This is a genomic window from Nostoc sp., from assembly GCF_036919895.1.
Taxonomy (GTDB): Bacteria; Cyanobacteriota; Cyanobacteriia; order Cyanobacteriales; family Nostocaceae; genus Nostoc.
Genome location: NZ_JBALBW010000011.1, coordinates 25,342 through 38,619 on the forward strand (window position 1 = coordinate 25,342; position 13,278 = coordinate 38,619).

General features: G+C 40.0%; 13 protein-coding genes. 2 read left to right on the forward strand and 11 right to left on the reverse strand.

Annotation, left to right across the window (positions count from 1 at the left end):
- The first annotated feature begins 77 nt into the window (after nt 1–77).
- Together V7K55_RS01830 and V7K55_RS01835 are read left to right on the forward strand one after the other, a co-directional pair.
- Nucleotides 78–566 (forward strand): NACHT domain-containing protein, encoded by a 489-nt coding sequence (locus tag V7K55_RS01830; protein WP_334827596.1) that lies wholly within the window; start codon nt 78–80, stop codon nt 564–566.
- A gap of 18 nt (nt 567–584) precedes the next feature.
- The gene (locus V7K55_RS01835; protein ID WP_334827598.1) at nt 585–1,259 is read left to right on the forward strand and encodes an NACHT C-terminal helical domain 2-containing protein; all 675 of its coding nucleotides are present in this window, start codon (nt 585–587) and stop codon (nt 1,257–1,259) included.
- 114 nt (nt 1,260–1,373) lie between these two features.
- Here the strand turns inward: V7K55_RS01835 and V7K55_RS01840 are convergent, their stop codons facing one another.
- The 11 genes from V7K55_RS01840 to V7K55_RS01890 all read right to left on the reverse strand — a co-directional run.
- Complete coding sequence (locus tag V7K55_RS01840) at nt 1,374–2,147, reverse strand: transposase (RefSeq protein WP_334827600.1); 774 nt, start codon at nt 2,145–2,147, stop codon at nt 1,374–1,376.
- Between the two features lie 26 nt (nt 2,148–2,173).
- Nucleotides 2,174–2,326: a hypothetical protein gene (locus tag V7K55_RS01845; RefSeq protein WP_334827602.1), complete on the reverse strand. Its 153-nt coding sequence runs from the start codon at nt 2,324–2,326 to the stop codon at nt 2,174–2,176.
- A 3-nt stretch (nt 2,327–2,329) separates the two neighbouring features.
- Nucleotides 2,330–4,045 carry an urease subunit alpha gene (ureC, locus tag V7K55_RS01850; protein ID WP_334827604.1) on the reverse strand — a complete coding sequence of 572 codons (1,716 nt, stop codon included), beginning with the start codon at nt 4,043–4,045 and terminating at the stop codon, nt 2,330–2,332.
- Nucleotides 4,042–5,064, reverse strand: a complete 1,023-nt coding sequence (locus V7K55_RS01855) for an endonuclease NucS domain-containing protein (RefSeq protein ID WP_334827607.1) — start codon at nt 5,062–5,064, stop codon at nt 4,042–4,044. The genes ureC and V7K55_RS01855 overlap by 4 nt, the downstream gene beginning before the upstream one ends.
- 30 nt (nt 5,065–5,094) lie before the next feature.
- Nucleotides 5,095–5,403 (reverse strand): urease subunit beta, encoded by a 309-nt coding sequence (locus V7K55_RS01860; RefSeq protein WP_334827609.1) that lies wholly within the window; start codon nt 5,401–5,403, stop codon nt 5,095–5,097.
- A gap of 14 nt (nt 5,404–5,417) precedes the next feature.
- Nucleotides 5,418–5,720 (reverse strand): urease subunit gamma, encoded by a 303-nt coding sequence (ureA, locus tag V7K55_RS01865; protein WP_292700464.1) that lies wholly within the window; start codon nt 5,718–5,720, stop codon nt 5,418–5,420.
- A 43-nt stretch (nt 5,721–5,763) separates the two neighbouring features.
- Nucleotides 5,764–6,603, reverse strand: coding sequence for an urease accessory protein UreD (locus V7K55_RS01870; RefSeq protein WP_334827612.1), 840 nt, complete (start codon nt 6,601–6,603; stop codon nt 5,764–5,766).
- Between the two features lie 62 nt (nt 6,604–6,665).
- Complete coding sequence (locus tag V7K55_RS01875; RefSeq protein WP_334827619.1) at nt 6,666–7,952, reverse strand: photosystem II assembly protein; 1,287 nt, start codon at nt 7,950–7,952, stop codon at nt 6,666–6,668.
- Complete coding sequence (locus V7K55_RS01880; protein ID WP_334827614.1) at nt 7,945–8,868, reverse strand: SPL family radical SAM protein; 924 nt, start codon at nt 8,866–8,868, stop codon at nt 7,945–7,947. Before V7K55_RS01880 ends, V7K55_RS01875 begins: the two co-directional genes overlap by 8 nt.
- Before the next feature lie 316 nt (nt 8,869–9,184).
- Nucleotides 9,185–12,391 (reverse strand): glycoside hydrolase family 15 protein, encoded by a 3,207-nt coding sequence (locus V7K55_RS01885; RefSeq protein WP_334827621.1) that lies wholly within the window; start codon nt 12,389–12,391, stop codon nt 9,185–9,187.
- Nucleotides 12,392–12,871: 480 nt separating this feature from the next.
- The coding region (locus V7K55_RS01890; protein WP_334827616.1) for a WD40 repeat domain-containing protein at nt 12,872–13,278 on the reverse strand (407 nt) is incomplete at its 5' end.

Sequence of the window (13,278 nt, forward strand, 5' to 3'; positions counted from 1 at the left end):
CCTCAGCAACCATGCCCAGATTTTTTTCAGCAATAGCACTAGGATAACTTCAATAGATTTCTTGAGAATCAGAGATTTTGAAGCTTGATAGCCAAGCTGTTTTGAAATCTATTGAAGCCCAGCATGGTTTACTGGTAGAAAGAGCAAAAGGAATTTATTCTTTTTCGCATCTGACTTTTCAAGAGTATTTCTGCGCTAGAAAAGTTGTATCTGTTTTAGCATATGAAGATTTAGTAAAACATATCAATGAAAAACGCTGGCAAGAGGTTTTTTTACTAACCGTTGGAGTTATGGAAAAAGCAGATAATTTAGTATTGTTAATGAAGCTAGAAGTTGATAAATTAGCCGCTTCTGATGAAAAATTACAGCATTTTTTAGAATGGCTTGCTCGTAAATCTAGTTCGTTTGAATATTTTTACAAGCCAGCAGCTATAAGAGCATTATATTTTGAAATGACCTTAAATAGTGAACAAAATAAATTAGATAATACTCTCAGATGGGATTCAGAGAATACTTTCTCTGGTTTAGATACAGCACTTACCAAAGTTATGAGGTACACTAATTGATCGAATTACCGTTTGCCTGTGCTAATAGCATTCCAAGTATCTGTACCTCATAGCAGCAGGAAGTGCTGTAATGCTCTTGGATGGGATTCAGAAGATACTTTAGATGACATAGAGATAGATTGGTTACTTAATAAGGCTCTCAAAAATACTCTTGTTATTAGTGATGATCTAGCTAATGCTTTTTCTCAACGTCTTGATGCTACTGATATTCATGATGAAACTATTGATAAATTATCCCGTTTACAAGCGTTTCTTGATCGCGATTATGCTTGTTGTAATCTAGCTGATATTGACGATTTTCTTGGGAATGCTATTGGTTTATCTTCTTCCTTTCAATCAGAATTTAGGACTGCATTGCAGTTACTACGAGATAAACTCAATCAGGCAATACCAGAATGGGAATACCTATTTGAAAAATTAGAAGGATTTGAAGAGTGGTGGCAGGAAAATAGTCAAGCCTGGACTGAGCAGTTAATAGCTTTGATGATTGAACATCGTAATATTGGTCATAACTGGCAGTTCAGTGATAGACAAGCTAAACTACTACAGCAGTATTATAATAGTAACAAGCTCCTGGTAAACTGCTTAAACAGCGATTGTAATATTAGCGAGAAAGTTAGACAAAGAATTGAGCATAACTTGCTGTTACCAATCAGTAAATTAGAAACGGAAAATAACACAGAGATTTTCTAATTTTGCATTTTAAACTTTTTTCCACATTTTCTGATGAAAGGGAGTGTGTAATAAGTAAATAAGAAACCATTCGTTATCATAAAATAACGGATATCTGGCAACCAGTCACTATGCTCATTCCCCAGAGACTATACTATCCAATACTTGCTGGAATTCTGCTGTGGAAGGAATTGCGATCGCACTTTTGAAAAGCATTTTTAGCGCAGATGGTTCTTCTATCCCATTGATAACTTCCACAATAGAGCTTGGTACTTCTGGAAACCTTGTTTCTAGAACTGTAATTATGCTTTCTCTAGCAGTCTCGACAATTCCTTCTTCTTTTGCTAGCCTTTCAATACTCGTTACGTACCGCATTCTATTTGCCTCCTCGTAACTTCTGACTTCTGTTTTAAAACTAAGTGCCAACTCTTTTGGCAAAACCATTATCCAGTCGATAAACCGAAATAATTCCCGAATATCTTCCCGGCTATATCCCCGTTGATACAGCCGTCTGACTAGGCTTAGTTTCCACTGTAGCCGATTTTGTGGGTTTCGTTGCGTTGCCTTGGTCTTGAGATGCGCCATCACAATTACACCAAAGGGGTTGGTAGTTTGCTCCAAGGTTTCCCACCCTTGCTCATAGTCCAACAGTTTCGCCACGGGAAACTCTAAGCTAACGCGACATCCCCCCAGTTGATAGCTGTAGCTGGAAGGTCGCCAATTCGCTTGTTCATCCGCTAAAACTGCTAAACTAATAACTCGCTTTTTATGGCGGTCAAACAAGCGGTAATTATATGTGTACATCCGTTCGGCGAATTGGCTGTCATATTGCCCTTGGACTTCCACATGAACCAATACCCAAGCTTCCTCTCCATCCAGTAGCCAAACTTTTGCGACTTTATCGACCAAACGCCGCCCAATTTCTGCATCCGGTTCTAGCTGTTGCAGTTCTGTGTCCAGAAATTCATAAGGTCGCGTCCAGTCAATTTCGCATAGGCTTGGGTGAAAAAGAATTCCAGAAAGCGGGGAAAATATAGCTCAATAACTTCTTTCCAAGGACTATCGTAATCAGTAAGTTGCTCGGTCATGAATTAAAACAAAAAGTACCTCTGTGCCATTGGTAAAACTGTCGCAGGTTCACAAATCAGCAACTCACCATCTGCCCTAACTTGGTATGTTTCTGGATCTACTTCAATGTGAGGTAGTGCATCATTGAGCTTCATATCCCGCTTACTCAATTGCCGTGTCCCAGAAACTGCAACTGCTGACTTTTGTAAACCTAGCTGGCTGGGAATTTCGTTTTCTAAAGCTGCTTGGGAAACAAAAGTTAATGATGTGGCATGACGCGCCCCTGCAAAACTACCAAACATCGGTCGCATATACACTGGTTGCGGTGTAGGAATACTGGCGTTAGCATCACCCATTTGCGCCCATGCAATCATTCCGCCTTTAATAACTATCTCTGGTTTCACACCAAAAAATGCCGATCGCCACAAACATAAATCTGCTAATTTTCCCTCTTCCACTGAACCCACATATTCAGCGATTCCGTGAGCGATCGCAGGATTAATCGTATACTTAGCAACATACCTTTTTGCCCTAAAATTGTCTGCTTTTTGCTCAGTTCCTTGTGGGTTAAGACTTCCTCGTTGCATCTTCATTTTGTGAGATGTCTGCCAGGTGCGAACTATCACTTCGCCTACCCTTCCCATTGCCTGGGAATCGGAAGAAATCATGCTAAATGCGCCTAAGTCGTGCAAAATGTCTTCAGCAGCAATGGTTTCCCGACGGATGCGAGATTCGGCAAAAGCGACATCTTCGGCGATCGCAGGATCGAGATGATGGCATACCATCAACATATCCAGGTGTTCATCTAAAGTGTTGAGGGTGTAAGGGCGTGTGGGGTTGGTGGAAGATGGTAAAACGTTGGCTTGTCCGCAAACTTTAATGATATCTGGTGCGTGTCCACCCCCAGCGCCTTCAGTGTGGTATGTGTGGATGACACGATTTTTGAAAGCTGCGATCGTATCTTCCACAAATCCGGCTTCGTTCAGAGTATCAGTATGAATCGCTACTTGCACATCATAAGTATCAGCAACACTCAGGCAAGTATCAATTGCTGCGGGTGTGGTTCCCCAGTCTTCATGGAGTTTTAAGCCCATTGCACCGGCAGCTACTTGTTCTACAAGCCCTTGGGGTTTACTGGCGTTACCTTTGCCCATAAATCCTAAGTTGACAGGGAAAGCATCAGCAGCTTGCAGCATCCGGTAAATATTCCAAGGGCCGGGGGTGCAGGTGGTGGCATTTGTACCTGTAGCGGGGCCAGTACCGCCGCCGATCATGGTGGTTATGCCGGAAGCGATCGCCACTTCAATCTGTTGGGGACAAATAAAATGAATATGGGCATCAATACCGCCAGCAGTGAGAATCATTCCTTCCCCTGCTAAGGCTTCGGTTCCGGGGCCGATAATAATATCTACATTGTCTTGAATATAGGGATTTCCGGCTTTACCAATTTTGAAAATCTTGCCATCTTTAATGCCGATATCTGCTTTGACAATACCCCACCAATCAAGAATTAGGGCATTGGTAATGACTAAATCTACAGCACCATCGGCGTTAGAAATGGGGGATTGTCCCATCCCGTCGCGGATGACTTTACCGCCGCCAAATTTTACTTCATCGCCGTAGGTGGTGAAATCTTGTTCAACTTCAATAAATAATTCTGTGTCTGCAAGTCGGATGCGATCGCCTACTGTGGGGCCATAAGTTTCGGCATAGGCGCGGCGATCCATTCTGTAACTCATATTGTATTACTCCTAGCTTCATTTAATTTTGTTAGGAAGTGGTTAGCTGATTCTTCAGTTGCAAAAAATCCTTGCACAACTAAACCAGACCATTCTTCCTGTAAAACTGGCTCAATATTTGGTAAAAATTCAGTTATTGCTTCTTCTGATTTATTTAAATATTTTGATAATCTAGTTAGATAAATTTTAAACTTCAGCCCAAAATCTGGATTACTCTCAATAGGTATTAAATTAAATATCGCACTTCTACTTTTACCAGTACCAGTAAAAGTAATACAACTTTTTGTGGTATTTGTCCAAAAAGGATAGTTAATTAAGCCTTGGGAAACTATTTTATATATGTTATAAACACCATTACTTTCTGCTGTTGCTTCTAATTCTTTGTAAGTCAAGTTAGTTTTTCGTGATGATTTACTAGCAATATTTTCTTTAACTTGGTTGGGGTCAACTAAAAATTTTCTTGCTAATAGCTCATGCCCATTATTATTGAAGTAATTAAATTTAGCTACATTTATGGGTACTTGATATGTTTCTGACAAATAACTAATAATTCTTTCAGTACTAGGATCTATTTCTGATGCAACTATTAAAATTTTGTGTTGACTATTTATAATCTCTGGAAGTACCTTGTCAAATTTTATTTGAACAGCTTGTTCTAAAGTTTCTTGCTTACCTATATAATTAAAATAACTAACAGCAATACTAATTATTTTCTCAGCAGATATATTTTTCACCCATGAGGCATAATCTAATGCTTGAGCAGTTACTTCTCTAGATGTTTGATCGCGTTTTAACTCCACAATGACAATATTGCCATCATTATCTAGACATAGCAAATCAATTATTCCGTTATAATCCGTAGCTACCTGTCTACCAATGACTAATAAATCTGGTGAAAGAATAGAGATATCTCTTTCTAACCACTTTTCTAGACGAGCTTCTAAATTTAATTTAGTTTTAACAATTTCCGTCAGTTTATCTTCTGCGGAAACTTCCCAGATTTTCAGGTCTTCTTGCATATAAAAAATTCCAGTTTAATTAGAGTTTTATCAATCAAGATTACCGTTAATTTTGCTGTTGAATCCGTAGACTTGGCGAGTCCCAACCATGGGGACTAATGTGATTTCTTTTTCATCGCCTGGTTCAAAGCGAACTGCGGTTCCGGCTGGGATATCGAGGCGCATTCCTCGCGCTTGTTCTCTGTCAAAGTTTAAAGCGGTGTTAACTTCATAAAAGTGATAATGGGAACCTACTTGTATGGGGCGATCGCCTGTATTTGAAACTTGTAATTTTATAGTTGGACGACCAACATTTAGTTCAATTTCACCTGCTGGTGTGATAATTTCCCCAGGAATCATAATAAATTCAAAAATTAACGAATTGGATTATGTACCGTCACTAACTTTGTACCATCAGGAAAAGTAGCTTCAACTTGCACATCATGCACCATTTCTGATATCCCTTCCATCACATCATCCCGCGTTAATAGAGTTGTACCGTAACTCATCAATTCAGCTACAGTTTGCCCATCTCTTGCACCTTCTAAAATAGCAGCAGAAATATAAGCAACAGCTTCAGGATAATTCAGTTTTAAACCCCTTCCTTTACGTCTTTCTGCTAATAAAGCAGCTGTAAAAATTAATAGCTTATCTTTTTCCTGCGGCGTAAGTTGCATTCCTATCTCCCCTCTCTGTGTTATCTGCGCCTCTGCGGTTCATTTAAACCTGCCACACTCTTGGTATACAATTACCGCGATTCAGAAAAGAAACTCGCAGCATCTGCCAAACATCAATAAACCAGTTTCTCACCTCAGATGTAGAAGAACCGCGATATCGACACAATAATCCATGTTGTAATCGGCTAACACCCGCTTCTCCTTTCCCATTCCATAAATTTCGCGTTTTTTCGACAATCTCTGCTGAAACTGTACCACCAACCCAAACTAGACTACCTACAATTGGTTTTCCACCTAAACCGTGGGGACTGTGAAAAGTTTCTTCGCTACCCCGTAACCATTGCCGATCAATCCATAAAGGAACACCTTGCTGCCAAATTTCGGTATGCGATCGCCATTCTCCAAGATAAAATCTCTCTCCCCTAGCACTGCGACCAAATCGGGTAATTTCCCAGCCTAACCAACTGCCTCCGGTTGCTAATTCTACCCGTAAATCTTGCCGATAAATCGCGTCGTTAAATAAAATTGTTTCTTGCGGCAACCATTCTAAGCAAGCACCAGCATCAACTTGCATCTCGATGGTTTGTCTAGCTTGTAAGCCATTGCTGCGGTATATCTTGCTTGCAGCTGCTGTAGTGATTAAGGCTTGGGTTTGGGGTTGGAGGTGGATGTTAGAGGATAAGCGATCGCCTCCTACCATTCCCCCAGAGGTGTGTAAAATGACGCTATGACAGACTTTTTGCCCTTCTGGGTAAAATGGGCGTTGTACCTTTAGGGGTGCTTGGTGGCGATCGTAAATTAACTGGGTTGCACCTTGGCGATCGGCATAGACTAAATCAAGTTTGCCATGCCAACCTTCTGCTATTTGTGAGTTGCAGGTCATTTATAAATTTAAGATGAAAGTTCCCATACCTTATATTTATTTAATGCTTTACCTGCAATTTATCATGATTTTTTCGCCAAAATTACATAATCATCTAATATATAGTGCGACTGATACTTCTGACCCAAATACTGTTGGACTATTGGACTCATATACAGTTTTTTTGGTAATTTATCTTGAGCAAACTTAGCAAAATCAGCAACAGCTAAAGGTTTTCTTGAACCTGTTGAAGTTAGATATTTATACCAGACTAACTCTAACCCCAATTCCGCCAGAAATTTATCCACTACATTTTCTTCCTGCTCTTGGTTTTCAACTTTGTGAACATCGTAAATTTTGAATAACTTTTTATCTTGCACAATTAGCAGAATATAACCTGATTTTTTTAAGCTAGTGGCAAATATTTGCTTGCAAGTATGATTAGCTTCAAGCCTCTTAGCTGGATCTAAAAAGAAACAGTGGGAAATTACGATAAAGTCAAAAAAGTCTCTGGGCAGATTATTCGATTTATTTTTACAATTGAAAATATCAGTAGTTACAAAACGGAAATAAGCATTCACTGTAGTTAGGCGCGACTCTATATATCGTCGCCAAAACTGAAGTCCACGAAACTGGAAGGCATCTTGTTTTTCTAAAGAGTAGTACGATATGTGCATTTGTGGGATATCAAAAAAACCGCTACTACTTTGGAGAAATAAAGCTAAACCATAAGCAACTGTTCCTGGGCCTGCTGCAATATCAAGGATATTAACCTTGCTTGGTAGTAAAGCATCCTGATAAATGAGAAACCAAGCTAAATATATGCAATATACATTTTCTAAAAAATACTTCATAAAATAGACATGAGGAGTTAGACTAAAACGATAGTCTGGATCTTGTCCAATTTTTAAGTTATTAATATCCTCAAGAGCATCTTCTAACTTAATAAATAACTCTTTGTCAGGAATTTTACTAAATTCTTCTTTAAGATATTCAACTAGCTTGGATTCAAAGTCATCAAATATCCGTTCATCAATACCAGTAGATTGTAGTTTGTATTGATCGTGCTGGATTAAATTAAAAACTTTATAGATATATTTAACAAATTCCTCATCTGGTATTAAGATGAAATTATCTTTTTGCTGGGATTTTTCGGTTAGTTGTGGACTTAAAGTTTCTGTTTGCCGTTTATATTCTTGGGAATAACGTTCAAGTTGAAGTTTATCTCTAAATAGTTTTTCTAACCATGAGAATCTTGCACCCGATTTTTGAATTTCTTGCAATAATTGCACTGCACGTTGAATATCACCACGTTTTAAAGCTAATTTTAACTGCTGACTTCGCCACCAATTGATTATAGGATTATTCATAACCAAATCCTTCCTTGCCTTCCATAATTTCTACACCGGGAAGCTGAGAAACTAATTTTTCTTTAAATTTCATATAGCTTAATTTCTCATCCTCATACCACCAAGCATATTTTTGCTTAATTTCTTCGGCTTCTTGGCGAGTTGATGCTACAAGAGAACGACTCTGACTCGTAGAATGGAAAGCTTGAATTACAACTCTATCAGCGATCGCTAGTTTTTTAATAAAAGCAGCTTCATCAGCTGGTAAAGTAGGAAGGAGAGGGGTAACAGTGATAGAAATTTTTGGGAAAAAACCTTTGAGACGATCGATGCTTTGTTTAATTTTATTAATGGCATTTAGTCTGGCTTTAATACTGGGCGATCGCGGTTCAAAATCTTTTCTCACTAATTCGCTACCGGTGGGAATGCTCATATTAATTCGCAATCGCTGAAATCGTTGTAAATAATCAATATCTCTAACAATAATTGGGCTACGAGTTTGAATTACTAATGTTGGACGATAATCAATCATGACTTCTAACAAGCTACGAGTCAGTTGATGTTTAGACTCTAGTGGTTGATAAGGATCTGTAACGCTACTCATGTAAATTCTAGGAGGCTGATGAGGATTTTTTTGATACCATTTATCTAACTCTTTAACTAAAATTTCAGTAGCATTTTCTTTAAAAATGACCCATTTACCCCAATCTTGGCGCATTTGCGAATTAGGGCTAAATGCTGCCGCATAGCAATAACTACAGCCGTATTGACAACCGCGATAAGGATTCAGGGTAAAATCATAAGCCGCAATAAATCCTGTAGCTTTTGTTAAGAGTGATTTAGCATTTTGTGCATAAACATTGACATCTCCAAACTTTTCTCGGACTAATTTGGTAGGAGTGCATTCACAATAACCTTCATATTTTGGTTGTGCCATCTGATTCCTGATATTTATTGAGATTTGGGTTTTTGAGACGCGATGAATCGCCGTCTCTACAAGTGTTTGTATTTTGTTATGATTCCCATTTTTATTTTTAACAGAACTTACGCCAAAAAATAGCCTAAACCCTTATTCTGTGGTAGGCGAAATTCATGAATTTGTCTCTACGGTGCGAAACCCGATCGCTATTTATTCGCTAACTGGAATAACCACGTACAAGAATAGGCCGACTCCAATAAAGCAGTCCTAAAGCAGGATGCATTCTCTGATTGTCTGCATTTCTACCCTGTGCGAAGGCGAGGCGCATCTGCGGTTAAAAATCTTTCACAAACTCCGTCAAGAATCTAAATGCTTTCAAAATATAACTAGCACAATCTCTAGGAGAAGTGTTGTAAAACGATCGCCACGCACTCGCCTTATCTTCATCATAGCGATCGCTGCGTTGACTATGATTTTCTAGCCACGCCAATCGCACAGCATGTCCAATCAACACATCCAACACGATATATTCTTCGATTTGCAGCTTGGGATTATTCGCTGCGATCGCACCTAATTCGATTAATGCTTCAATATTAACTTGGCGGTATTCTGGAGCTTCGATTTTATTCAGCAAATGCTCAACTAACAGAGCAAAATTTCTTTCACCTGCTGTCATTTCCGACAGCATGACTTCACTATCTAAACGATTGCGCCGCTCTAGTTTATCCCCAATTACTAGACCCTTGCAATGTTGCATTAATAGCCAAACCTGCTTAAAAAATTCTTTTGGTACGCGCCCCGTCGCACCCTCCGCTTGGCGAAACCGTCGCCAACCACCCGGCGGAACTTCTATTCCTTCGGCGATTTCTGGTAACACTACCCAAGCAATATCACTTTCTTTTTGTTTGACGTGCAGTGATTCTTGCTGGCGCAACAGGTTACTCATGCCAGTATATCCTGTTAATACCTGACGCAAGCGCACTTTAACTTCAAAGGGTGAAAGTTGCATTAAGCGATCGTAAGCTTCATCTTGAGTAACGTGTAATTCCCGCGCTAGTTCGCTGGTTATCAACAGGATGAGATAACCGACTCTCAGCGTTAGTAGTCCCTGAAATAGTTCGGGTTCTGAGCGAATTAAGATGCCAACATAGATTAAAATCTCTTGAGTGAGGACGCGATCGCGGATATCTTCACGACAAAAATGATTAATTTTATCGGCAATTTCATCGTGAGACATGGGTACGGTAATTAAAGACGCTTCACTGTAAGCTTTACCCACCGCAATTTGCTTACCCCGCACCAAAATACTCGTCACTGCATCCGATAGGCTGATATCAACCATTTGGCGTAACCCCGCAGCCCGACGCACTACCGCCCAAATGCCCAAATCTCCAGCCTTGGTGTAAACTTCATCGAGTAAATCGCCTACAGTGACAGGAGATCCTGGGCCGCCATACCCTGTATCAAATTCCATTCCTTGCAAGCGAGTTAAAGTTTGCAATAACTCAATTTGCTCGTAAATATTCTCTGATGCACGCAAATAAGAAAGTAATAATCCGAAGTTGGTTTCATACTCCATCTGAAATTCTTGAGTATGTCCTAAGCGCCAGTTTTTATCAGGATGATAAGCCAAATAATAGCAACGTAACCCGGCATTTTTCACTGGCGATCGCGAAAATTCTGCATTTGGCAGAAAATCAATTCTTTGGATTCCAGCCGTCAGCATTAGCTGATTTAGCCGCCCTAATTTTACTCGCACACCGTTACAAACACCATCTTTCAGTTCTTGCATCAGTTCTAGTAATGCTTCAGAACCGCTTTCTAACATGGTATGCGTCAACATTAAAGTCAAGGTAGGACGACCTAAATCGCTCCAATATTTTTGAATATAAGCTAGTTCGCTTCTAATTTGATCTAGTAAAAAATGGTAATCAAGGGTTAAGTAAAACTGTTGAGAATCGGAAAATGAAGGCAAAAATACAATCGTTTCACCGCTAATCCGAAATATTCTCGATGTTGTCAAACTCCGCAACCGTCGCACTGGCCGCCCGGTTAAACCAAGTTTGTCATTACGTCCAATTTGATTATAAATAGCTGAAAATTCTCCAGCTTTTCTCACCTGAATTGGTTCTACTTGGGTAGGTGTTTGTGCTTCAATTCCGTGAACTTCTAGTTTTTTCTGTAAATCTTCATCTTCTGCCAATAAAGCAATTTGTACCAACGATTCGCGCTGTTTCCCTACACACAAATGTCTTCCCAAAGGGTCGATATCGCCAACTGCTAGCAACCCTTCACTCAACATTTCTCCGAGAAAATATAAACTTTGCGCCCATACCAAGGGAATATTTTCATTGGGCAAACGTGGTTGCGTTTGGGGTGCTAACTTTTCTGCTTCTATCTTTTCGGACGGGACATAATAAAGTTCTGGCAGCAAATGCAAACCATTTTGTTCTATGAGTAATGATTTTAAAAGATTTTGGTATTTCTTAACTTGTTCTTGTTCGCCACAAAATAATCCATCTAGGACTAAATAAGTCAAAAATAACGGCCATTCGCATTCAATATGCTCAAACTGCTTGAGTTCCCAAGGTTCGTAATGTAAGCGCTGATGATCTTCTAAAACGGTTTGGTGTCCATCACGTAGGAAGCGTTTGCAGCCGTATTTACCTGCGAGTTTATTGATAATATCGTTTAAAGTGCGATCGCGCAGTTCTAAATCTTCCACTGCAAAGGCAGGATAACTAATAATACTCAACAGCGCTGCATCAATTTCTTTAGAACCAGATTCCCTCGGTAATAGAGATTCTAAAGTAATCCTGGCGCGGGCAATTTCATCTGGTAGTACGTGAATCACCGATGCTTGACTACCACGCACACCAAACAAATCCAGTCCGTTGATAGCTTCTAAAGCCGCTTTTGCCATACCTACAGAACTGGCATTTAACTCAGCGCTACCACGATTAATTTTATTACCACGTTCCCAAATGCCGTAATCTGGTGTGCGGTAAGCTCGTCCAATGTAGTAAACCAAATTTTGGACGAAGTTGACTTCATCAATTGTATAAATGATTTGCAATCCCGCAGCCGTCATCTGCCCCAACATCAGCAAAAATATGGATGTGGCATCAAGTTGCAAATGTCCCCATTCGTCATCACCAACAACAATGTCACCAGTCGCGGTATTATATTTGGCGTGCAGTCCATCTAGTAGCGATTGAGTATGTTTAAATGTCTCTACTTTATGAGCCTGTCGCATCATCGCAAACAACAATCCGCGCATCAATTTGATGACACTGTGTTCTAGTTCGTATGTGCGTCCCTTATCGTCGTCAATCTTGCGGTATGCAAGTCCTAAACCCCAAACTGCCAAAATGCTGTAAACATTGTCTCGCACCCAGGCATCTGTATAATCGCCGTGGGCTGTAATCGCTGTACTCGCAGGTAGTAAACCAGTAATCGGATTCTGGCGAGTCAGAATGATCGTTTTGATTTGCTGGTAGTAATAATCCAGGCGAGTTAGCAATTCGGTAGATGTTTTCATGGTTTGGTTCAGAACTACTTGCAAAATTTCACCCTGTGACTGTGAAGTTAATTACCTAAACCAAGTCAGAACAAGTTCTGTAATGGTTGATGAAACAACAGCTATAGCGGTTTTCAGTTGAGTGAGGTACAAGAACCCCACCCCCAACCCCCTCCCCGCAAGCGATGAGGGGGCTATGATGTACATCATGATGATTAGGAAACGCTATAAGGGTAGTGTGAGTTTATTATTATCTCGTTTTAATAGGTTTCTGGGTACTTAATTTTAGGGAACCCGAACTAAAATACAATATTTGTTCAAATTTTCATCAAATTGACTAGACCTCTTGCAAAAGTCCCCTCCTCGCTTGCGGGGAGGGGAGACAAAGCGTAGCTTTGGCGGGGTGGGGTTCTTATTTCTGATTTATGCAAGAAGTCTACTCTCTTCAAACTTATACCTGTCATCTTTTCCAGACTTTATCAACCAAAGTTAACGTGAATTCTATTGAGATTCAGCCTTACCTTGATTCGCCAACTCTTTCGCCCTCGCCTGGGAATCAAACTTTAATTTATTATCCCACTGCTGGGCTTTGCCAAACTTTTCCACAGCGCTATTAATATCATCATTTCGCGCTAACTTCTCACCTTGGATAAGCAACACTATCGCCCCCAGCACCTTCCGCGATGGAGTTTGGCATGATTGCAACTCTTCTAACACTTCTGGATGGGCAACTAGGTAATTATTTAGCAAATTGCAACCACTTAGTAATAAATTATCCAAATCCAAGTCCCATAAAATCACAGTCTTGTCAGGACTGCCAGAAGCCAGTGTCTTGCCATCGGGGCTGAAGACTACGCTATTGACCGTACTGCTATGCCCAGTCAGGGTTTTGATGGCTTTGCCTGTGC